Raw genomic sequence first — 21,362 nt, 5'->3', positions numbered from 1 at the left:
CTCTGCCGGCGTGCGGAAGAAGCTGTTCATCCGCACCTGGGGCTGCCAGATGAACGTCTATGACAGCACCCGCATGGCGGATGTGCTGGCGCCCCTCGGCTACGGCCCCGCCGAGACGCCGGAGGAGGCCGACATGGTCATCCTCAACACCTGCCACATCCGCGAGAAGGCCTCGGAGAAGGTGTTCTCCGACCTCGGCCGGCTGCGGCTGCTGAAGACCGAGAAGGAGCAGGCGGGGCAGAAGATGGTGCTGGCCGTCGCCGGCTGCGTCGCCCAGGCGGAGGGCGCCGAGATCACCGCCCGCGCCCCCTGGGTGGATATCGTGCTCGGCCCGCAGACCTATCACCGCCTGCCGGAGATGGTGGCCCGCGCCAGCCGCGCCGCCGGCGCCCAGATCGACACCGACTTCCCCGTGGAGCAGAAATTCGACCTGCTGCCGGAGGTCAACGCCAAGCAGGGGCCGGTCGCCTTCCTCACCATCCAGGAGGGCTGCGACAAGTTCTGCTCCTTCTGCGTGGTGCCCTACACCCGCGGCGCCGAGTTCTCCCGCCCCGTCGCCGCCATCCTGGCCGAGGCGAAGCGGCTGGTGGCCGGCGGCGCGCGGGAGATCGCGCTGCTCGGGCAGAACGTGAATGCCTGGCATGGCGAGGCGCCGGACGGCTCCACCTGGAGCCTCTCCCGCCTGCTCCACGCCCTCGCCGAGATCGATGGGCTGGCGCGGCTGCGCTACACCACCAGCCACCCGCGCGACATGGACGAGGCGCTGATCCGGGCGCACGGCACCATCCCGCAGCTCATGCCCTTCCTGCACCTGCCGGTGCAGAGCGGCTCGGACAAGGTGCTGGCCGCCATGAACCGCGGCCACACGGCCGATCTGTTCCACCGGATCGCCGACCGGCTGCGCGAGGCGCGGCCGGACATGGCGCTCTCCTCCGACTTCATCGTGGGCCACCCCGGCGAGACGGCGGCGGACCACGCGGCGACGATGGCGCTGGTGGAGAAGGTGGGCTTCGCCCTGGCCTATTCCTTCAAGTATTCGCCGCGCCCTGGCACGCCCGCCGCCGGCCAGCCCTTCCAGGTGCCGGAGGCGGAGAAGGATGCCCGGCTGCAGGAGCTGCAGGCGCTGCTGCGCCGGCAGCAGGACCAGTTCAACCGCGACTGCGTGGGCCGCGAGTGCGACATCCTGCTGACCGGCCCGGGGCGCCACCCGGGGCAGGTGGCGGGCCGCACGCCGTGGCTGCAGCCGGTGCACATGATGGGCCCGGCCGGCCTGGCCGGGCGCATGGCGCGGGTGCGGATCGACGCCGCCCTGCCCAATTCCCTCTCCGCCACCCTGCTGGATGCGAAGGAGCTCGCCCCCGCTTGAGCAACACCACCCCCATCGCGCTGCGGGCCGACCCCCGCGCCATGAGCCGCCCCATGATGGCCGACACCGTCTCCGCCGCCCGCACCGTCACGCTGCAGTTCGACGACAACGCGCTGCTGCCGCTGCTCTATGGCGAGCATGACCGGCATCTGGCCCAGATCGAGCAGCGCCTGGGGGTCCGGCTGGCCAGCCGCGGCAACCGCCTCTCCATCACCGGCTCGGCCGAGGGAACCAGCGTGGCGGAAGCGGCGTTGCGAAGCCTGTGGCGACAGCTCGAACGCGGGGAGAAGTTGGCGATGCCGGAAGTGGAAGCAGCGATGCGGCTGGCGCAGCGCCGGGCCGATGCGCCGAAGGACCCGGCCGAGGCGCCGGAGCCGCGCCTGCCGCTCTCCGACCTGCCGGCGATCCGCACCAAGAAGGGTGCGATCGCCCCCCGCAGCCACGCCCAGGCCGACTACATGGACCAGCTGGCGCGGGCCGACATGGTGTTCGGCATCGGCCCCGCCGGCACCGGCAAGACCTACCTCGCCGTGGCGCAGGGCGTGGCGATGCTGATGGCGGGCCGGGTGGACCGCATCGTGCTCTCCCGCCCGGCGGTGGAGGCGGGCGAGCGCCTCGGCTTCCTGCCCGGCGACATGAAGGAGAAGGTCGACCCCTATCTCCGCCCGCTCTACGACGCGCTGCACGACATGATGCCGGCCGACCAGGTGCAGCGCCGCATCCTGTCGGGCGAGATCGAGATCGCCCCTCTCGCCTTCATGCGCGGCCGCACCCTGGCGCATTGCTACGCCATCCTCGACGAGGCGCAGAACACCACCCCCGCCCAGATCAAGATGTTCTTGACCCGGATGGGCGAAGGTACGCGCATGGTGATCACCGGCGACCCTTCCCAGGTGGACCTCCCCTCCGGCCAGAAATCCGGTCTGGTGGAGGCGCTCTCCGTGCTGGACGGGGTGCAGGGGATCGGCGTCTCGCGCTTCGGCGAGCAGGACGTGGTGCGGCATCCGCTGGTGGCGCGCATCGTCGCCGCGTATAACCGCGCCGATCAGTTGGCCCACGGCCACGCCAGGACAGGCGGGCCGGGCGCGGCCGGCGCCGCGGCGAAGACGGTCCGCCGTGGCAGGAAGGAGAATGATGGAACCGGGAAGTAGCTCGCCCGGCCGCAATGTCGCGGCCGGGCCTTCGCAGCCGGAGGTGATGGTTATCATCGAAGCCCCGGCATGGCGCGCGGCCGTGCCGCGGGTCGAGGATCTGGCGCGCCGCGCCGCCGCCGCCGCCTGGGCCGAGATGGTCCTCGACGGCGCCGTGCCGGAGGCCGCGCCGCCCGGGGCTCCCGCCGGGGCCATGACCGTGCTGCTGACAGATGACCGGGCGGTCAAGCGCCTGAACAGCCAGCATCGCGGCAAGGTCAAGCCCACCAACGTGCTGTCCTTCCCCGGGGAGGGCTTCGGCCATCTCGGCGACATCGCCCTCGCCCTCGGCGTGGTGCGGCGGGAGGCGCGCGCGGCGCGCCGCCGGGTGGGCGCGCATCTGGCGCATCTGGTGGCCCATGGCACGCTGCATCTCGGCGGGCACGACCACATCCAGGCCGGGGAGGCCCGCCGGATGGAACGGGCCGAGGCGCGCATCATGCGGCGCCTGAACATGCCCAATCCGTGGCGAGGGGTGACATGAGCGGCAGCGAATCGCGTGACGGCCTCCTCTGGCGCATCCAGGGGCTGCTGCGGCGGCGCTCCGCCGAAAGCGTGCGCGACCAGGTGGAGGCCCTGGTCGAGGGCCGCGAGCACCACGAGCACCACGAGCATGACGGCCCGCCGCGCCCCGAGCTGGACGCGCAGGAGCGCGCCCTGCTGGCCAACGTGCTGAAGCTGCGCGGCAAGACCGCCAGCGACGTGATGGTGCCGCGCGCCGACATCGTCGCCATGCCGGAGGACCTGACGCTGGAGCAGGCCATCCGCCTGATCCAGCGCGAGGGCCACAGCCGCTTCCCCGTCTACCGGGAGCAGCTCGACGAGATCGTCGGCATGGTCCACATCAAGGACGTGTTCGCCAGCGTCGGGCGCGAGGCGCCCTTCAGCATGGCGGCGGTGCTGCGCAAGCCGCTCTTCGTCGTCCCCTCCATGCCGGTGCTCGACCTGCTGCTGCAGATGCGCCAGGCCCGCATGCACCTGGCGCTGGTGGTGGACGAGTATGGCGGCATCGACGGCCTCGTCACCATCGAGGACCTGGTCGAGACCATCACCGGCGACATCTCCGACGAGCATGACGAGGACATGCCGGCGCAGATCGTCGAGCGGACGGACGGGCTGATCGACCTCGATGCCCGCACCCCCATCGAGCTGTTCGAGCAGCGCCTCGGCACCATCCTCACCGAGGATGAGCGGGAGCAGGACATCGACACGGTGGGCGGGCTGGTCTTCACCCTCGCAGGCCGCGTGCCGGCCAAGGGGGAGCTGATCTCGCACTCCTCCGGCCTGGAGTTCCGCGTGCTGGACGCCGACCCGCGCCGCATCCGCCGCCTGCGCGTGCGCCGGCCCGGCAGCGGGAACGGCAGCGGCACGACGCAGGCGGCCGCCTGACCGGAACCGGGGGCGGCGTCTCCGGACCGCCGCCCCCCTCGCAGCCTGCCCCTTTGCGGCCGGTGCCTTGCCGTGGCGGCGCGAAAGGGTGAAACCCCGCGGGCCGCGGCCCCGCCGCCCCCTCTCCTGAGGTTCTTCCGCCCGTGCTGACACGCCTCTCCCGACTGAGCGGCCGGAAGGCCCTGTTCGCGGCCTTCGGCCTGGGCGCCCTGGGCGCCCTGGCCATGCCGCCGCTGCACCTGGTGCCGGTTCTGCTGCTGGCCGTGCCGGGGCTGCTCGCCCTGCTGGAGGGTGCCGGCTCGGCCCGGCGGGCGGCGCTGGTCGGCTTCGCCTGGGGCTGGGGCCACCATGTCGTCGGCCTCTACTGGATCAGCCACGCCCTGCTGACCGACCCCTGGCGCTGGGGCTGGCTGGTGCCCATCGCCGTGCCGGGGCTGGCCCTGCCGCTGGCGCTCTACATCGCCCTGGCCGCGCTGGCCGCCTGGATGGCGCGGCCCGGCTGGCCCCGCTGGCTGGCCCTGGCCGGCGCCTGGACGCTGCTGGAGATGCTGCGCGGCGTGCTGTTCACCGGCTTCCCCTGGAACGCCATGGGCTCGGTCTGGGCCTTCCATCCCCTGCCGCTGCAGGCGGCCGCCTGGGTGGGGGTCTATGGCCTCTCGCTGCTGACGCTACTGCTGGCCGGGCTGCCCTGGCCGGGCCGGCAGGCGCCCCGCCGGGCGCTGGCCGGGGGCGCGCTGGCGCTGCTGGCGCTGGGCGGCCTCGGCGCCGCGCGCCTGGCCCGGCCCGCTCCGCCGGCGCAGGACGTGACCCTGATGCTGGTGCAGGGCAACATCCAGCAGGAGGCGAAGTGGCGCGAGGACCAGCGCTGGCCGATCTTCCGCCGCTACCTGGAGCTGACCCGCGAGGGCGCCGCCGCCCCGCCCCCGGCCGGGACGCCGGAAGGCCGCCCGCTGGCCGTCATCTGGCCGGAGACCGCCAGCCCCTTCCTGCTGCCGCAGGACGAGGCGGCGCGCGGATACGTGGCGCAGGTGCTGCCGCCGGGCGGCGTGCTGCTGGCCGGCTCGGTGCGCGCCGAATGGCAGGGGGACGGCGCGCTGGGGCGGGTGTTCAACAGCCTCTCGGCCATCGACGCCAGCGGCACGCTGCGCGGCGTCTACGACAAGGTGCATCTGGTGCCCTTCGGCGAGTACATGCCCCTGCGCGGCCTGATCCCGATCCGCGTGGTGCAGGGCGGGCTGGACTTCTCGGCCGGGCCCGGGCCGGTCGCCCTGGCGCCCGCTGGCCTGCCGGCCTTCAGCCCCCTGATCTGCTACGAGGTGATCTTCCCCGGCGCCGTCACCCCGGCCGAGCGGCCGGCCTGGCTGCTCAACATCACCAACGACGCCTGGTTCGGATTCTCGGCCGGACCCTACCAGCACCTCGCCGCCGCGCGGCTGCGCGCGGTGGAGGAGGGGCTGCCCCTGGCACGGGCGGCGCAGACCGGAATCTCGGCTGTCTTCGGTGCGCGCGGAGAGGTGATCGCCTGGATCGGGCTGGGCCGGATGGGAACGCAGCAGGTTGCGCTGCCCGGCGCGCTACCGCCGACAATCTATGCGCGGCTTGGCAATTCCGGCGCGAGCCTGATGGCGATCCTGGTTCTGGCGGTTGCAGCCGTTAGAAGCTCGTCTACAATCAGGCGATAATGCGTAGGCAGATTGTTTATTTTTTGAGAATTCTCGAAAGAGTTGACAATTTCCTAACTCAGCCTTAGTTAAATTGCACACACACAAGCGGGGGGTCGCCCGAGTGGCACGCCACAGCGAGAGCATAGGCGGAACCGCGGCCAGCGAACGCGGTCCTGCAATTGGTGGCGGAGGGTCAAGCATGCCCGTGGATGATGTCGTGGAAAAAGGCGAGCGCGAGCACCGCCCCAGCCCCATCGACGTCCATGTCGGAACCCGTGTCCGGCTGCGCCGGACACTTCTGGGCATGAGTCAGGAAAAGCTGGGCGAGGCGCTCGGCCTGACCTTCCAGCAGGTTCAGAAATACGAGCGGGGCGTCAACCGCATCGGGGCCAGTCGCCTGTTCGACCTGGCCCGGGTGCTGGACGTGCCGATCGGCTTCTTCTTCGACGACATGCCGGATGCCATGGGTGGCAACGGCGCCCTGCGGGCACGGCTGGGCGGCTTCGCCGAGCACCAGGAAGGCTTCGAGGACGACACGCTGCACAAGCGGGAGACGCTGGAGCTGGTGCGCGCCTACTACCGCATCACCGAGCCTGCGGTCCGCAAGCGCGTCTTCGACCTGATCAAGAGCCTGGCGCCGACCGAGTAGCGGCGGCAGGCCCGAACAGAGAAAAGGCCGGGGAGCTCCGCTCCCCGGCCTTTTCTCTGTCAGGCGTCCTGGCGAGGATCAGCGCGGATGCAGCGGCACCGGCGTGCGGTTCTGGCGCAGGTCGGCGGCTCCCTCGGCCACCGTCCGCTCCACCGCCTGGGTCAGGGCCTTGCGGTCGCGGAAGGCGCGCGGGTCGGCCGGCTGGTGCAGCAGCACCGTCACCCGCCCGCCCGGCTGCCGTGCCAGCCGCCAGAAATGGCTGCCCAGGTCCATATCGCCATACCAGGCGAAATGCGGTCGGTCCCGCCGGCAGGCCGGCAGCCCGCCCAGGCGGTCATAGACCACTGAGATCGGCTGCACCGCCGCCGCCGCGTCGGCCACGCCGAGGAAGGCGGAGCGGAAGGGCAGCACCCGCGCGCCATCGTTGCTGGTGCCCTCGGGGAACAGGATCAGGCTGTCGCCCTGCTGCAGGCGGCCGCGCATGGCGGTGGCCTCCTCCCCCGTGCGGCCGCGGCTGCGGCTGACGAAGACGGTGCGGCCGAGCCGCGCCACCGTGCGCACCACCGGCCAGTCCCCCACCTCGGCCTTGGAGACGAAGGCGGCTTCCAGCACGCCGCCCAGCACCAGGATGTCCAGCCAGGAGGAATGGTTGGACAGGAACAGGGTGGGCCGCGCCGCCGAGATCTCGCCCACCACCTGCACCCGCAGCCCGATCAGCCGGCAGAGCACGGAATGGTAGAAACGCGGGAAGGCCGCCTTGCCGCGTCCCGGCAGCGCCAGCAGCAGCGCCTGCACGGGGATGCAGAGCAGGGTCCACAGCAGGGCGGAGACGAGGCGCCGCACCGCCCGCAGGCGGCCGGCGACGGGCCGGGGCTCCTGCCCCAGCACCTCGCCGAACTGCCCTGGCGCACGGCGCAGGGGCGGCGGCCGGTTCTTGCGCCGCCGGGTTTGCGGAAGGTCGTCGGGGATGCGGGCGATGGCCACCATGGCCAAGCCGGATAGCGGAGCAGCAGCGGCAGGACAATGACCGCTTCATTTCGCGGCCATGACATCTGGCGCCGCCGCGGCGCCTATTCCTGCGCGCCGCGGTGCCGCTCGTAGTGGCGGGAATACTTCTCGGTGACGAGCTCCGTCTTCACCACCACGCAGACATCGGTGGTGTTGAACTGGGTGTCGATCACCGCGCCGTCGCCGACGAAGCCGCCGAGGCGCAGATAGCCTTTCACCAGCGGCGGCAGGTCGGCCAGGGCGGCGCGGGCGTCGATCTGCGCGGGGTCGAGCCGGTCCATCGGCACGAAGCGCTCCGGCACGGCGCGCGGGCGGATCTCGGCCGGCGCGAGGTGATGGGCGTGCAGGTAGGAGAGCGGCAGGGCCAGCGCGTCGAGATCGGTGCCGGGCAGGCTGGCGCAGCCGAACATCAGCGCGATCTGGTGGCGCGACACATAGGCGGCGATGCCGGACCACAGCAGCTGCATCGCCGCGCGGTTGCGGTAATGGGCATCGACGCAGGAGCGCCCCAGCTCCAGCACCTGGCCGGGCTGCGCCAGCAGCGGCCCGATGTCGTATTCCGAGGCGGAGTAGAAGCCCCCCACCTTCTCCGCCGCCGCGCGGCGGATCAGCCGGTAGGTGCCGACCACCGAGGCGGCGCCCTCGCCCAGATTGTGGTCGACCACCAGCAGGTGGTCGGCCACGGCGTCGAAGGCGTCGCGGTCGCGCGCCGTGGCGGCGGTCTCGGCGTCCGGATGGGCGCCCATCTCCTCGTAGAAGACGCGGTAGCGCAGCGCCTGCGCCGCGTCGACCTCCTCCTGCGCGGTGGCGACGCGGACGCCGAGATTGCCGCTGCGCAGCTCGCCGAAGCCGGCGCCGGCCATCGCGGTCATGCCTCGTCCCCCCCGCGCCGCCGGGTGGAGCGGCGCGGCGGCAGGGGGGTGCCCTCGGGGGCGCGGCGGGCGAACAGCTCCAGCCGGAAATCGACCAGGCGGAAGCCGAGCCGGGCGGCGATCCCCTGCGCCAGGGCATCGCACTCCGCGTCGGAGAACTCGATCACCTTGCCGGAATCGACGTCGATCAGATGGTGGTGGTGGCCATGCTCGGTGGCCTCGTAACGGGCGCGGCCGCCGCCGAAATCGTGCCGCTCCAGGATGCCCTTCTCCTCCAGCAGCCGGACGGTGCGATAGACCGTGGCGATGGAGACGCGGGAATCGAGGGCGAGGGCGCGGCGGTAGAGCTCCTCCACATCCGGGTGGTCCACCGCCTCGGAAAGCACGCGCGCGATCAGCCGGCGCTGCCCGGTCATCTTCAGGCCACGCTCGATGCACAGGCGCTCGATCCGCAGGGGGTCGGGCTGGCTCTCGGCGGCGTGGCGGGGCGTGTCGGTGCGCGTGTCCATGGGAGTGGTCGGAAGCTCTCCTGTGCCGGCGGGACGCGGGACCTTCCCGCCGCCGGCCGGCACGCATTATGGCACGAGGGCCGGGTGCGCCATACGGGAATGGCGCCGCGCGCCCCGGCAGCCACGCCACTGGCTTGCCATTATCGGCCGCCCAAGGCAAGGCGGCCGCGTCGGTTCGTCGCCGGCGGCGCTCCGGCCATGGGGGCGGAGCGCGGCGCCGGGCCGCGACGAGGCCCTCAGGCGGAGGCCGCGACGCGCCGCTGCCGGGTGCCGCGCGGCTTGGTGCCGAGGCCGATCTTCTTCGCGAGCGACGAACGGTGGCGCGCATAGTTCGGGGCGACCATCGGATAGTCGGCCGGCAGCCCCCAGCGTTCACGATACTGTTCCGGGGTCATGTCATAGGCGGTCTTGAGATGCCGCTTCAGCATCTTCAACTTCTTGCCGTCTTCAAGGCACACCAGATAATCGTCGGTGACCGACTTCTTGACGGCGACGGCGGGCTGCGGGCGTTCCACAGGCGCGGCCGTGACAATCGGCGCCGTGCCAAGACCAGACAAAGTCCGGTGAACCTGCTCGATCAGGTTCGGCACGTCCGACAATGGAACCGAGTTGTTTGAGACATGTGCGGCGACAATCTGCGCTGTCAGCCCCAGCAGTTCACGTCCGCCCTGTTCTTCCGACATTCCCACGCCTCGCGAAAAATTCCTGTTGCAGTCTGGACGCATCTTACGACCTTGACTTTGCCGAACATATAGCTGCGCATCAAGCTTCTGCAACAGCAATCGGAGTTAAAATCGTGATTGATCAATCCTCCCAAAAAATTACTGTGCCGCAAGAAGAACTTTTTGACCAATCTCTTGATATCACAACCGAGACTTGCCCGATGACATTCGTCCGCACGCGGCTGGCCCTGGATCGGCTGCCGGCGGGTGGAATTCTGCTGGTTCGGTTGCGGGGAGAAGAGCCGCTTCGCAATGTTCCGCGCACCGCCATCGAGCAGGGGCACGAGGTTCTCGACGAAAGCGCGGCAGAAGATGGCAGCGTGCTGCTCAGGATCCGCAAAGGCGGCGGCTGAGCACCAGCGCGTCGCTGCCATCCGCGTAGTAGCGCCGACGCCGGCCGCTCCCGGTGAAGCCCGCCGCCGCATAGAGCGCGCGCGCGGCCGTGTTGGCCTCCGAGACCTCCAGGAACATCGTGGCCGCGCCAGCGGCCAGGGCGCGGCCCAGCGCGGCCGCCAGCAGCGTGCCGCCCACACCCTGCCGCCGTGCCGGCGGCGCCACCGCCAGGGTGAGGATCTCCGCCTCGTCCGCCGCCACGCGGGCCATCACGAAGCCCTTCTCCGGCACCAGCAGAGCGTAGGCCCCCGGCATCTCCAGCAGCAGCCGCAGCGCGTCGTCGCCCCAGCGCTCCCCGGGCGGGAAGGCCTGGGCGTGCAGCGCCGCCAGCGCCGGCGAATCCGCCGCGCCCGCGGGCCGCGGTCCGGCCTCCCGCTCAGGCACCGGGCAGGCGCACCGCGGGAGGCTCGACATAGAGCGGCAGCGCGGCGCGTGGCGGCAGCCGCCCGGCAAGCCGCAGCGCCGCCACCGCGGCCACGGCGCCGGCTTCCGGCAGCAGGCTCCCGGTCAGCCGGGCCGGGATGCCGCGCGCCGCCAGCGCCTCCGCCACGGCGCCGGCCATGTCGCCCACCAACGCCACCGGGCCGGCGGGGTCGGGCAGCTCCTCCGGCGCCAGGGATTGCGGCGGGGCGGCGGCGGCATCCTCGCCGGGGGCGAAGCGCTCCAGCAGCACACGGCCCCGCCGGGTGTCGATCACCGACCAGACGGCCACCCCATCCCGCAGCGCCGGCGGCAGGGCCGCACGCAGCGCCTCGCCGGTGGTGACGCCGATGGCCGGGCAGCCGGCCGCCAGCGCCACGCCCTGCGCCAGCGCCAGCGCGGCCCGCAGCCCGGTGAAGCCGCCCGGGCCGACCACCGCCGCCACCGCGTCCAGCTCGGTCGCGGCGAGGCCCGCCTCGGCCAGCACGCGCGCCACCATCGGCGGCAGCGCCACGGCCTGGCCGCGCGCCCCCTCCGCCAGGGCCGAGGCACGCACCGCGCCATCCACCCACACCGCCGCCGAGGCCCGCGCCAGCGCGCCATCCATCGCCAGAATCCGCATGGTGGGTTCCATAGGGCAGGCGAGGCCTGGAAGGAATGCGCGCGGTGCGGGGAAGGAAGTAAAGGCAGGGGGAATGAATTCCCCCTGGCCCCCTTCTTTTTTTCTGTCTGCTTGCGGGTGCGCCTGCGGCGACACCGGGCGGGCGGGGTGACAGAATACGGCCATGCTCCTGCCCGTAAACGAAGCCGACGGCTTCCTGCTCGATCTCCGCTACGCCACGCCGGACAACCTGACCGGGCGGCCGATCTACCGGCGGCCCGTGGCGCTGCTGCTGCCGCTGGCGCGGGAGCGGCTGTTCCGCGCGCGCGACCAGGCGGCGCGGCTGGGGCTGAAGCTCCGCGTGTTCGACGCCTTCCGGCCGCTGGAGGCGCAATGGGCGCTGTGGCACGCGGTGGAGGACAAGCGCTTCGTCTCCGACCCGCGCGCCGGCGGCGTGCACCCGCGCGGCGCCGCGGTGGACCTCACCCTGGCCGATGCCGCCAGCGGCGCCTCCCTGCCCATGGGCACCGGGTTCGACGCCGTGGAGGCCGAATCGGCGCACGGGCACCCCGGCGTGCCGGTGGAGGACCAGCGCAACCGCGCCCTGCTGCTGGGGCTGATGACCGCCGCCGGGTGGGACCATTACGGGCTGGAATGGTGGCACTACCAGCTGCCGGAGGCGCGCGCCTTCCCGCCGCTCAGCGCCACCGCGGTGCCGGGCGGGCCGATGTGAGCGGGGGTCTTCTCCCGCGCGCGGCGGCGCGCCAAGTAGGGGGCATGGACCGCCGCACGCTGCTCGCCGCCACCCTCGCCCTGCCCTTCCTGCCGCGCCCCTTCCTGGCGGCGCCGGCCGCCGCCCAGGCGGTGCCGGCCAACCAGGCCGCCGCCGTCCTGGCGCGGGTCGAGGCCTACATGAACGGCCTCACCACGCTTCGCGCCCGCTTCCTGCAGATCGCGCACCAGGGCGGCTCGGCCGAGGGCACCGCCTACATCGCCCGCCCCGGCCGGATGCGCTTCGACTACGACCCGCCGGAGCCGCTGCTGCTCATCGCCTCGGACGGCCAGTTCCTCTACTACGACCGGGAACTGAAGCAGCCGAGCATCGTGCCGGTCTCCTCCACCCCGCTGGGCTTCCTGCTGCGGCCGCAGCTGCGCTTCGGCGGCGACATCGAGGTGCTGGGGGTGGAGCGCGGCAATGGCTTCGTCGGCGTCACGCTGCGGCGGCGGGACAACCCGGCCGAGGGGCGCCTGACCCTGGTGCTGGCCGAGGACCCGATGGAGCTGCGCCAGTGGCTGGTGGTCGATGGCCAGGGCCGCCAGACGCGGGTGACGCTGAGCCAGATCGAGACCGGCGTGAACCTGCCCCGCCGCCTCTTCACCTTCAACGATCCGACCTTCTTCGAGAGCGAGGGCCGACGCTGAGGCAGGGCTGACGCCACCGTTATGCACGATTAATGCCTTGATCGCGCCGCCTTGCGGCGCAACCTTTGCCTCATGCGCCCTTTGATCGGCATCCCCTGCTGCATGAAGGCCTTCGGCGCCTTCGCCATGCCCAACCACGCCGTGTCCGACCATTACATCAAGGTCGTGATGGGCCCGGTCGGCGGCACGCCGATCCTGGTGCCAGCCGCGGGCGACGCGGTGGTGCAGGACATCCTGCCGCGCCTGGACGGGCTGCTGCTCACCGGCAGCCGCTCCAACGTGGCGCCCGGCCTCTACGCCGGCCCGCCGCACCTGGAAGGCACGCCGGAGGATCCGGCACGGGATTCCACCACCCTGCCGCTGATCCGCGCGGCGCTGGAGGCGGGGCTGCCCCTCTTCGCCATCTGCCGCGGCTTCCAGGAGCTGAACGTGGCGCTGGGCGGCACGCTGGACCAGCGGGTGCAGGACCTGCCGGGCCGGCTGGACCATTCCACCCCGGTCGATCAGGTGCTGCCAAGGGTGCGCACGGGCAAGGCGCACAATGTGCGCGTGCTGGAAGGCGGGATGCTGGCGCGGGTCTGGCAGGGGCTGGACTGGTCGCCGGAGGGCGTGCCGGTGAACTCGCTGCACAACCAGGCGGTGTCCCGGGCCGCCCCCCGGCTGGTGCCGGAGGCCTGGGCGCCGGATGGCACCATCGAGGGTGGCCGCGTGGAAGGCGCCCGGGGCTTCGCCCTCGGCGTGCAGTGGCACCCGGAATATGACTGGGCGGAGGATGCCCTCTCCCGCCGCCTTTTCGAGGCCTTTGGGACAGCCGCGACGCGCTGGGCCCTGGAACGGGTTGGCAACGCTGCCTCCGCGGCGGCGCTTGCGGCGGAATAGCCACAGGCCGAATCGAAGTTTTCGCGTCAAACGTTTTTGAGTTGCGGCAAAAAACCCTTATCTTCCCGTCGGGAGGTGCCATTTTGGCACTGGTTGGCCGGCTCCCCTCCGGCTCACCCGACCATTCCCCCAAGGAATGATACCCCCCAAAGGCGCCCGGTCCCCCCCGACCGGGCGCCACCTTTTCCGTCATCCTGCCTTCGCGCCCGGGGCGCTGGCCCCGGCAGCCTGCCGAAGCATGATATCGCTTGAAAACAGCGCGTTGGCGGCATGGTGAAGACAGGGGTGGACGGCAGGAGAGACGGAAGCGCCCTAGCCCTGCCCCGCCATCCAGATTATCGAGCGCGCATGCCGACCCTCCGCATCGTCACCTGGAACATCAACTCCGTCCGCCTGCGTCTGCCCCTGCTGGCCGATCTGGTGCGCGACCTCGCGCCCGACGTGATCTGCCTGCAGGAAACGAAATGCCCCGACGACCTGTTTCCACACGCAGGCGTGGAGGCGCTGGGCTTCCCGCATCGGGCGGTGAGGGGCATGAAGGGCTATAACGGGACCGCCATCCTCTCGCGCATTCCCTTCGCGCTCCGGCCGGGCGACCCGGACTGGTGCGCCAAGGGCGATTGCCGGCATCTCGGCGTCGATCTGGCGGTGCCGGGCGGGCTGGAGGTGCACAACTTCTACGTTCCTGCCGGTGGCGACATTCCCGACCGCGGGGCCAACCCGAAATTCGCCCACAAGCTGGACTTCATTGCCGAGGCCACGGCCTGGGACGCGGCGCGCGGACCGGCGCGGCGCGCGGTGATGATGGGCGATCTCAACATCGCCCCCCTCGAGAGCGATGTCTGGAGCCACAGGCAGCTTCTGGATGTCGTCTCCCACACCCCTGTCGAGGTGGCGGCGCTGGAGGGGTGGCAGCGTGCCGGCGGCTGGCACGATGCCATCCGGCACTTCGTGCCGCCGCCGGAGAAGCTCTACACTTGGTGGTCCTACCGGGCGCGGGACTGGGAGGCTTCGGATCGGGGCCGGAGGCTGGATCACATCTGGGTCAGCCAGGATCTGGCCAGCCATCTGCGCGACTGGCGGATCCACCGCACAGCGCGAGGTTGGACCCAGGCCAGCGACCATGTGCCGGTGCTTGTTGAACTGGATGTTTAATGCACGGGCCCGCGTTGACGAGATAAGGTCCGGCGCATCATTTTTGCTCCAGAGTAAAGGATCTTGGGATGGCACGCTTCCTTGTTACGGGCGGGGCCGGCTATGTCGGCAGCCATGTGGTCCTCGCCCTTAAGGAGCGTGGTGATGACGTCGTCGTCATCGACGACCTGCGGCAGGGCCACCGCGCCGCCATCCCGGAGGGGGTGGAGCTGGTGGTGGCCGATCTCGCGGATCGCGCCCGGGTGGCCGATGTCCTCGCCGGCTGGAAGTTCGACGGTGTGCTGCACTTCGCCGCCCTCTCCCTGGTGGGAGAGAGCATGCGTGAGCCGCTGCGCTACATCACCGAGAACCTTTCCAACACGCTCGGCCTGGCCGATGCCGCCATCAAGGCGGGCTGCCAGCGCTTCGTGCTCTCCTCCACCGCCGCGCTGTTCGGCTTCCCCGAGCGGCTGCCGATCGACGAGGGCTGCCGCCTCGGCCCCGTCTCCGCCTATGGCGAGTCGAAGCTGATGGCGGAGCGGGGGCTGGAATGGGCGGAGCGGGTGCATGGCCTGCGCTCGGCCAGCCTGCGCTACTTCAATGCCGCCGGCGCCGACCCGCAGGGCCGGCTGGGCGAGGACCACAACCCCGAGACCCACCTCATCCCGCTGGCCATCAACGCCGCGCTGGGGCTCGGGCCGGAGCTGACCCTGTTCGGCACCGACTACGACACCCCGGATGGCACCTGCATCCGCGACTATGTGCACGTGACCGACCTGGCGGACGCGCATCTGCGCGTGCTGGGCGTGCTGGAGCAGGGCCGCAGCGTCCGCTACAATGTCGGTAACGGCAGCGGCTACTCGGTGCGCGAGGTGATCGACACCGTGCAGCGCGTCACCGGCCGGCCGGTGCCCTACCGCACCGGCCCGCGGCGCCTGGGCGACCCCGCGGTGCTGGTGGCCTCCAACACCCTGCTGCGCGAGGAAACCGGCTGGACCCCGCAATACGCCGCGCTGGAGGACATCGTCCGCACCGCCTATGCCTGGCGCGCCGCCCATCCGCACGGCTTCGACGACAGCGCCCGCCCGGTGGCGGCCTGACACCGGACCGCCCAGCCTGGTCCGGGGACCAGTGCCGGGACCCGGGGCGGGAACCGCAGCGTTCGGCAGGATGAAGGACGGCTCTCATCGATGTAACCCTTGGCAAGGGACGAACACGCCGCAACTCTGCAGATGAACCAGACAGGTGATCGCAAAGTCGGCATGAACGCTTCCTTGCCCCTACCCACCTCGCCCGGTCCTGGACGCCCGGGCGGGCGCCCTCATGTCATCGTCATCGGCGCGGGGCCGGGCGGGCTGGCCGCGGCCATGCTGCTCGCGGCCCGCGGCGCCCGTGTCACATTGCTGGAGAAGGACGGGGTGGTGGGCGGCCGCAGCCGCACCCTGACGACGCCCGAGGGCTACCGATTCGACCTCGGCCCCACCTTCTTCCTCTACCCGCGCATCCTCGAGGAGATCTTCGCGAGCTGCGGCGCCGAGCTGCGGCGCGAGGTGGCGCTGACGCGGCTGGACCCGCAATACCGCCTGATCTTCGGCGGCGGCGCCGGCCCGGTGATCGACGCCACGCCCGACCTCGACCGCATGGCCGCCGAGATCGCCAAGATCGACCCGCTGGACGCCACCCGCCTGCGTGACTTCATGGTGCAGAACCGCAGCAAGCTGGAGGCCTTCCGCCCGGTGCTGGAGCGCGGCTTCTCCTCCGCCGCCGACCTGTTCGGCCTCGACATGCTGAAGGCGCTGCCGCACCTGCGGCCGCACCTCTCGGTGGACACGGAGCTGAAGCGCTACTTCCGCGACCCGCGCACCCGGCTGCTGTTCTCGTTCCAGAGCAAGTATCTGGGGATGAGCCCGTTCCGCTGCCCCAGCCTGTTCACCATCCTCTCCTTCCTGGAATACGAGCACGGCGTCTTCCACCCCGAGGGCGGCTGCGGCGCCGTGGCCACGGCCATGGCGCGGGTGGCCGAGCGGATGGGCGCCGAGATCCGCCTCGGCGCCCCGGTCGAGCGCGTGCTGTTCGAGGGCAGGCGCGCCACCGGCGTCGAGGTCGGCGGCGAGCGGCTGATGGCCGACGCGGTGGTGATGAACGCCGACTTCGCCCACGCCGCGCCGAATCTGATCCCCGACGCGCTGCGCCCGCGCTGGTCGGACGCGCATCTGGCGCGCGCGCGCTATTCCTGCTCCACCTTCATGCTCTATCTCGGCGTGGAGGGGCGCTTCCCCGAGATCGCGCACCATACCGTGCTGCTGGCCGAGGATTACCGGCGCAACCTGCAGGAGATCGAGACCGGACTGCTGCCGGGCGAGCCCTCCCTCTATCTGCACAACCCGGTGGCCACCGACCCTTCCATGGCGCCGCCGGGGCACAGCAGCCTCTACGTGCTGGTGCCGGTGGCCAACCTGCGCGGCACCATCGACTGGGCGACGCGCGCGCCGGAATTCCGCCGCATGGCGCTGCGGCGGCTGGCCACGCTCGGCCTGCCGGACATCGAATCCCGCATCCGCTATGAACGGATGGTGACGCCGCTGGAATGGCGCGACGAGTTCGCGGTGGGCTATGGCGCCACCTTCAACCTGGCGCATGATCTGGGCCAGATGCTCTACTTCCGCCCCGGCAACCGCTTCGGCAGCACGGAGCGGCTCTATCTGGTGGGTGGCGGCACGCATCCGGGCAGCGGCCTGCCGGTGATCTACGAGGGCGCGCGCATCAGCGCCGACCTGTTGTCGCGCGACCTGGGGATGGGCGGCATCGAGACGCGCCTGCCCATGGCGCAGGGAGAGGAGACGCTCGCATGACGACGTCGCATGTTGTGGTGATCGGCTCCGGCCTGGGCGGGCTGTCGGCGGCGGCGGTGGCCGCGGCGCGCGGCCACCGGGTCACGCTGTTCGACAAGAACCCCTGGCTCGGCGGCAAGGCGGCGGTGCTGAACCTGCCCGGCGGCCCCGCGGGGTCCAACAGCGGCTTCCGCTTCGACATGGGCCCCACCATCCTGACCATGCCGCGCGTGCTGCGCCGCATCTTCGCCGAGGCCGGGCGGGACCAGGCCCAGGACCTGCCGCTGATCCGGCTCGACCCGCAATGGCGCTGCTTCTTCGAGGATGGCACGGCCATCGACCTGATGCAGGACGTGCCGGCGATGGCGGAGAGCATGAACCGCTTCGCCCCCGGCAATGGCGACGGCTACCGCCGCTTCCAGGACGTGGCCACCCACCTGCACGACGTCTCGGAGAAGTTCTTCTTCTGGAAGTCGGTCGAGGGCATCGGCGACACGCTGGACTTCAAGGCCAACTTCCAGCCCGACACGCTGCGCGACGTGCTGGCGCTGCGCATGGGGCAGAGCGTGGCCAAGGTGATCCGCGGCCATGTGCCGGATGCGCGGCTGGCGCAGATGCTGGACCATTACTGCCAGTATGTCGGCTCCTCCCCCTACCTCGCCCCCGCCGTGCTCTGCGGCATCGGCGACATGCAGGCGAGCGAGGGGGTGTGGTACCCGAAGGGCGGCACCCGTGCCGTGGCCGAGGGGCTGGCGAAGCTCGCCGCCGATCTCGGCGCCGACCTCCGCCCCGGCGTCGAGGTGACGGGGATGGACACGGAGGGCGGCCGGGTGCGCGCCGTCTTCGCGGGCGGCGAGCGGATCGCCTGCGACGCCGTCATCTCCAACATGGATGCCATCCGCACCTATGGGGAGCTGGTGGGCGGGGCGCCGGCCGCGAAGTACAGCCGGAAGAAGTACGAGCCGGCCTGCTCCGGCGTGGTGCTCTATCTCGGCCTCAACAGGCGCTACGAGCACCTGGCGCATCACGACTTCATCTTCTCCCGCGACGCGGAGGAGGAGTTCGACGCCATCTACAAGAAGGGCATCCCCGCGCCGGACCCGACTGCCTACCTCGCCGCCCCCTCCGCCACCGACCCCTCCGTGGCGCCCGAGGGCGGCGAGGCGCTCTACGTGCTGGTGCACACCCCGCACCTGCGCCCGGGCCAGGACTGGAAGGCGATGCTGCCCGGCTACCGCCGCACCATCCTCGACAAGCTGAAGCGCACGGCGGGGATGGAGGATATCGAGGAGCGCATCGTGGTGGAGCAGGCGCTGACGCCGCAGGACATCCACGAGCGCTACAAGGTGCTGGACGGCGCCATCTACGGCCTGGCCAGCCACGGGGTGTGGACCGGCGCCTTCAAGCCGGGCAACCGCTCCCGCGCGGTGAAGGGGCTCTACCTCGCCGGCGGCGCCGCGCATCCGGGGCCGGGGATGCCCATGGTGATGATGTCCGGCTGGATCGCCGCCGACGCGCTGGACCAGGATCTTGGCGGGCGCGGCATGAGCGAGGCGGCACGCGCGGCGGGGCAGCGCGGGGTGCCGCTGGCGGCGGAATGAGCAGTTCCAGGCCGGGGCCGGAAGGGGCGCCGCCCCCTCCGGGCTCCCCCGCCGACCTGTATTCGGCGCCCCATATGCGGTTCTACCACTTCATGTTCGGCCGCTTCGCACGGCGCCACATGCGGGCGCTGCGGGTGGCGGAATGGGGGCTGCCGCAGCTTCCGCCGGGGCCGCTGGTGGTGTTCGCCAACCATCCCTCCTGGTGGGACGGGGTGGCCTTCATGCTGCTCTCCCGCAGTCTCTTCCCCGGCCGGCGCATGTTCATCCCGATGGAGGCGCAGGCCCTCGCCCGCTACGGCTTCATGCGCCGCCTCGGCGTGTTCGGGGTGGAGCAGGAGAGCGCGCGCGGCGCCGTGGCCTTCCTCCGCACCGCCGGCCGCGTGCTGGAACCGGCGCGCGCCGACATGCTCTGGATGAACGCCCCCGGCCGCTTCGCCGATGCGCGGGAGCGGCCGGTGCCCATAGCACCCGGGCTGGTGCGGCTGCCGGAGCTGGCGCCGCACGCCACCTTCATCCCCCTGGCGCTGGAATACCCCTTCTGGAGCGAGCGCAAGGCGGAGATGCTGGCCGCCTTCGGCGCGCCCTTGTCAGGGGCGGAATTGCAGGCCATGCCTCGGGAGCGGCGGCAGGCGGCGCTGGCCGCGGCGCTGGCCGGCACGATGGACCGCCTCGCCGGGGACGCCATCGCCCGCCGGCCGGAGGCGTTCCGCGTGGTGGCGCAGGGAGGGGAAGGCATGGGCGGCATCTACGATCTCTGGCGGCGCGGCCGCGCCCTGTTGCGCGGCCAGCGCTTCGACGCGCGGCACGACCGCCGCGCATGAGCGCCGTGGCGAACGGGCTCGGCTGGGCCGCGCTGGGCCTGGCCGCCTTCCCTGCCCTGCTCGGCACGTTGAACCTGCGCCGGCTGCGCCGCCCGCGCGGCACCCCGCCCGGCCCCAGCCTCGTCTCCATCCTCATCCCGGCGCGGGACGAGGCGGCGCATATCGAGACCTGCGTCCGCGCCGCCCTGGCCAGCGAGGATGTGGCGGTCGAGGTGCTGGTGATGGACGATGGCAGCCAGGACGACACCGCCGCCATCGTCCGCGGCCTGATGAAGCGGGACCGCCGGCTGCGCCTGCTGCAGGCGCCGCCCCTGCCGCCGGGCTGGACCGGCAAGGTGCATGCCTGCGCCCGGCTCTCCGAGGCGGCGCGCGGCACCCACCTGCTGTTCATCGACGCCGATGTCCGCCTTGCCCCGCATGCCGCCGCCGCCCTGGCCGCCCATGCGGAGGATCACGAGATCGCCCTCGTCACCGGCGTGCCGCGGCAGGAGATCGGCTCCCTGGGCGAGGCGCTGACGGTGCCGGCCATCAACCTGATGATGCTGGGCTACCTGCCCGGCGGCGGCCGCGCCGGCAGCGGCCGCGCCTCGCTTGCCGCCGCCTGCGGCCAGCTCATCCTGGTGCAGGCGCCGGCCTATGCGGCGGTGGGCGGCCACGCCGCCGGCCCGAGCGTGCTGCATGACGGGCTGGCGCTGGCCCGCCGCCTGCGCGCGGGCGGCTTCCGCACCGAGGTGGTGGACGGCGCCCCGCTGGCGCGCTGCCGCATGTACCGGAGCTTCCGCGAGGGGTGGGAGGGCTTCCTGAAGAACGCGCGGGAGGGCATGGCCACGCCGCTCGGCCTGCCGGTCTGGACGGTGCTGCTGGGCGGCGCCCACCTGCTGCCCTGGCTGCTGCTGCCCTTCACCGCGCTGGCGCTGCCGGCGCTGCTGCTCTCGCTCGGCCTGCGCGCCGCCATCACCTGGCGGACGCGGGAGCCGTGGTGGACGGTGCCGCTGCACCCCGCCACCGTGGCCGTGGCGCTGGGCATCCAGTGGTCGGCGCTGCTGGGCGGGTGGCTCGGCCGCCGCCCCGCCTGGAAGGGCCGCGCCTATGGCCCCGCCGGCCCTGCCACGTGAAGCCTCATCGCGTGACGTGCCCGGCATGAGTGCCGCCCCCGCCGCCGAGGTGCTGGCCGGCCCGCCGACGCGCGGCCCGGGCTCGGAGAACTTTCCCGTCGCCTCCTGGCTGCTGGCGCCGGCGCTGCGCCGCCCGGTGCTGGCCTTCTACCATTTCGTCCGCGCCGCCGACGACATCGCCGACCACCCGGAGCTGCCGCCGGAGGAGAAGCTCGCCCGCCTCGCCCGGCTGGAGGCGGCGCTGGACGACCCGGCCACGCCCCTGCCCCTGGCCCGCGCCCTGCACGAGAGCGGCGCCGGCACGGCCGAGGCGCGGCGGATGCTCTCCGCCTTCCGGCAGGATGCCACGCAGCGCCGCTATGCCGGTTGGGCGGCGCTGGAGGATTACTGCGCCCGCTCCGCCGCCCCCGTGGGCCGGCTGCTGCTGCGGCTGCATGGCGAGACGGACCCGGAGGCGCTGGCCGGCGCCGAGTCGCTCGCCGCCGCGTTGCAGATCCTGAACCACCTGCAGGATCTGGGCCCCGACCGCGCGGCGCTGGACCGCGTCTACCTGCCGCAGGACTGGATGGCCCTGGCCGGCGGCGAGGACGCCTTCTTCACCGACGCCGCCGCCCGTGCCCCCGTGCTGCTCACCGCGCTGGACCGGGTGGAGGCGATGCTGGACCGCGCCGCCCGCCTGCCGCGCCGCCTGGAAAGCCGCCGCCTGGCGCTGGAATCGGCGGTGACGCTGCACCTCGCCCGCCGCCTGCTGGCGCGGCTGCGCGCGGCGGACCCGC

23 protein-coding genes are annotated in these 21,362 nt (G+C 72.2%); 17 read left to right on the top strand and 6 right to left on the bottom strand.

Annotated features, from left to right (window positions below; genetic code table 11):
- Positions 1–10: 10 nt before the first annotated feature.
- From miaB to ACZJYS_RS12390, 6 genes are all read left to right on the top strand, one after another.
- Positions 11–1,366, top strand: coding sequence for a tRNA (N6-isopentenyl adenosine(37)-C2)-methylthiotransferase MiaB (gene miaB, locus ACZJYS_RS12415; protein WP_493178493.1), 1,356 nt, complete (start codon positions 11–13; stop codon positions 1,364–1,366).
- 56 nt (positions 1,367–1,422) lie between these two features.
- Complete coding sequence (locus tag ACZJYS_RS12410) at positions 1,423–2,517, top strand: PhoH family protein (RefSeq protein WP_493178492.1); 1,095 nt, start codon at positions 1,423–1,425, stop codon at positions 2,515–2,517.
- Between the two features lie 46 nt (positions 2,518–2,563).
- Positions 2,564–3,040, top strand: a complete 477-nt coding sequence (gene ybeY, locus ACZJYS_RS12405; RefSeq protein WP_109518714.1) for an rRNA maturation RNase YbeY — start codon at positions 2,564–2,566, stop codon at positions 3,038–3,040.
- Positions 3,037–3,945, top strand: a complete 909-nt coding sequence (locus ACZJYS_RS12400; RefSeq protein WP_109518664.1) for a hemolysin family protein — start codon at positions 3,037–3,039, stop codon at positions 3,943–3,945. Before ybeY ends, ACZJYS_RS12400 begins: the two co-directional genes overlap by 4 nt.
- Before the next feature lie 143 nt (positions 3,946–4,088).
- The gene (gene lnt / locus ACZJYS_RS12395) at positions 4,089–5,627 is read left to right on the top strand and encodes an apolipoprotein N-acyltransferase (protein ID WP_493178489.1); all 1,539 of its coding nucleotides are present in this window, start codon (positions 4,089–4,091) and stop codon (positions 5,625–5,627) included.
- 181 nt (positions 5,628–5,808) lie between these two features.
- Positions 5,809–6,258, top strand: a complete 450-nt coding sequence (locus ACZJYS_RS12390) for a helix-turn-helix domain-containing protein (protein ID WP_109518665.1) — start codon at positions 5,809–5,811, stop codon at positions 6,256–6,258.
- Positions 6,259–6,336: 78 nt separating this feature from the next.
- Here ACZJYS_RS12390 and ACZJYS_RS12385 read toward each other — a convergent pair whose 3' ends face one another.
- From ACZJYS_RS12385 to ACZJYS_RS12370, 4 genes are all read right to left on the bottom strand, one after another.
- Complete coding sequence (locus tag ACZJYS_RS12385) at positions 6,337–7,245, bottom strand: lysophospholipid acyltransferase family protein (protein ID WP_493178486.1); 909 nt, start codon at positions 7,243–7,245, stop codon at positions 6,337–6,339.
- A gap of 83 nt (positions 7,246–7,328) precedes the next feature.
- Entirely contained in the window at positions 7,329–8,129 is an 801-nt protein-coding gene (locus ACZJYS_RS12380) for a GNAT family N-acetyltransferase (RefSeq protein WP_493178491.1), read from the bottom strand.
- 5 nt (positions 8,130–8,134) lie between these two features.
- Positions 8,135–8,647 carry a Fur family transcriptional regulator gene (locus ACZJYS_RS12375; protein WP_109518668.1) on the bottom strand — a complete coding sequence of 171 codons (513 nt, stop codon included), beginning with the start codon at positions 8,645–8,647 and terminating at the stop codon, positions 8,135–8,137.
- A gap of 236 nt (positions 8,648–8,883) precedes the next feature.
- A complete protein-coding gene (locus ACZJYS_RS12370) occupies positions 8,884–9,330 on the bottom strand; it encodes a Ros/MucR family transcriptional regulator (protein WP_109518669.1) in 447 nt (148 codons plus the stop codon).
- Positions 9,331–9,530: 200 nt separating this feature from the next.
- Here ACZJYS_RS12370 and ACZJYS_RS12365 point away from each other — a divergent pair, with 200 nt between their 5' ends.
- Positions 9,531–9,722 carry a sulfurtransferase TusA family protein gene (locus tag ACZJYS_RS12365; protein WP_245906610.1) on the top strand — a complete coding sequence of 64 codons (192 nt, stop codon included), beginning with the start codon at positions 9,531–9,533 and terminating at the stop codon, positions 9,720–9,722.
- Here ACZJYS_RS12365 and ACZJYS_RS12360 read toward each other — a convergent pair.
- Both ACZJYS_RS12360 and tsaB read right to left on the bottom strand, forming a co-directional pair.
- Entirely contained in the window at positions 9,697–10,146 is a 450-nt protein-coding gene (locus ACZJYS_RS12360; RefSeq protein ID WP_493178480.1) for a GNAT family N-acetyltransferase, read from the bottom strand. The two genes, ACZJYS_RS12365 and ACZJYS_RS12360, sit on opposite strands and share 26 nt — an antisense overlap.
- The gene (tsaB, locus tag ACZJYS_RS12355; RefSeq protein WP_493178479.1) at positions 10,139–10,804 is read right to left on the bottom strand and encodes a tRNA (adenosine(37)-N6)-threonylcarbamoyltransferase complex dimerization subunit type 1 TsaB; all 666 of its coding nucleotides are present in this window, start codon (positions 10,802–10,804) and stop codon (positions 10,139–10,141) included. Before tsaB ends, ACZJYS_RS12360 begins: the two co-directional genes overlap by 8 nt.
- A gap of 163 nt (positions 10,805–10,967) precedes the next feature.
- Between tsaB and ddpX the strand changes: the two genes are divergently transcribed.
- The 10 genes from ddpX to ACZJYS_RS12305 form a co-directional block, all read left to right on the top strand.
- The gene (gene ddpX / locus ACZJYS_RS12350) at positions 10,968–11,516 is read left to right on the top strand and encodes a D-alanyl-D-alanine dipeptidase (RefSeq protein ID WP_109518672.1); all 549 of its coding nucleotides are present in this window, start codon (positions 10,968–10,970) and stop codon (positions 11,514–11,516) included.
- Between the two features lie 44 nt (positions 11,517–11,560).
- Entirely contained in the window at positions 11,561–12,205 is a 645-nt protein-coding gene (locus ACZJYS_RS12345) for a LolA family protein (RefSeq protein ID WP_493178475.1), read from the top strand.
- 72 nt (positions 12,206–12,277) lie between these two features.
- Positions 12,278–13,084, top strand: coding sequence for a gamma-glutamyl-gamma-aminobutyrate hydrolase family protein (locus ACZJYS_RS12340; RefSeq protein ID WP_379651913.1), 807 nt, complete (start codon positions 12,278–12,280; stop codon positions 13,082–13,084).
- A 348-nt stretch (positions 13,085–13,432) separates the two neighbouring features.
- A complete protein-coding gene (locus tag ACZJYS_RS12335) occupies positions 13,433–14,239 on the top strand; it encodes an exodeoxyribonuclease III (RefSeq protein ID WP_109518675.1) in 807 nt (268 codons plus the stop codon).
- Positions 14,240–14,307: 68 nt separating this feature from the next.
- Positions 14,308–15,318 carry a UDP-glucose 4-epimerase GalE gene (gene galE / locus ACZJYS_RS12330; protein WP_109518676.1) on the top strand — a complete coding sequence of 337 codons (1,011 nt, stop codon included), beginning with the start codon at positions 14,308–14,310 and terminating at the stop codon, positions 15,316–15,318.
- 162 nt (positions 15,319–15,480) lie between these two features.
- The gene (gene crtI / locus ACZJYS_RS12325) at positions 15,481–17,070 is read left to right on the top strand and encodes a phytoene desaturase family protein (RefSeq protein WP_379632585.1); all 1,590 of its coding nucleotides are present in this window, start codon (positions 15,481–15,483) and stop codon (positions 17,068–17,070) included.
- Complete coding sequence (locus ACZJYS_RS12320) at positions 17,067–18,650, top strand: phytoene desaturase family protein (protein WP_493178467.1); 1,584 nt, start codon at positions 17,067–17,069, stop codon at positions 18,648–18,650. The genes crtI and ACZJYS_RS12320 overlap by 4 nt, the downstream gene beginning before the upstream one ends.
- A 74-nt stretch (positions 18,651–18,724) precedes the next feature.
- Entirely contained in the window at positions 18,725–19,471 is a 747-nt protein-coding gene (locus ACZJYS_RS12315) for a lysophospholipid acyltransferase family protein (protein ID WP_493178463.1), read from the top strand.
- A complete protein-coding gene (locus ACZJYS_RS12310) occupies positions 19,468–20,586 on the top strand; it encodes a glycosyltransferase family 2 protein (protein WP_493178461.1) in 1,119 nt (372 codons plus the stop codon). The genes ACZJYS_RS12315 and ACZJYS_RS12310 overlap by 4 nt, the downstream gene beginning before the upstream one ends.
- Positions 20,587–20,611: 25 nt before the next feature.
- A partial coding sequence (locus ACZJYS_RS12305) for a squalene/phytoene synthase family protein (RefSeq protein ID WP_493178458.1) occupies positions 20,612–21,362 on the top strand: 751 nt, incomplete at its 3' end.

It is taken from the genome of Roseomonas sp. TS2 (assembly GCF_058833935.1).
Note: the sequence above shows the minus strand (reverse complement) of the source record. Positions and strands in the feature narration are given on the sequence as shown.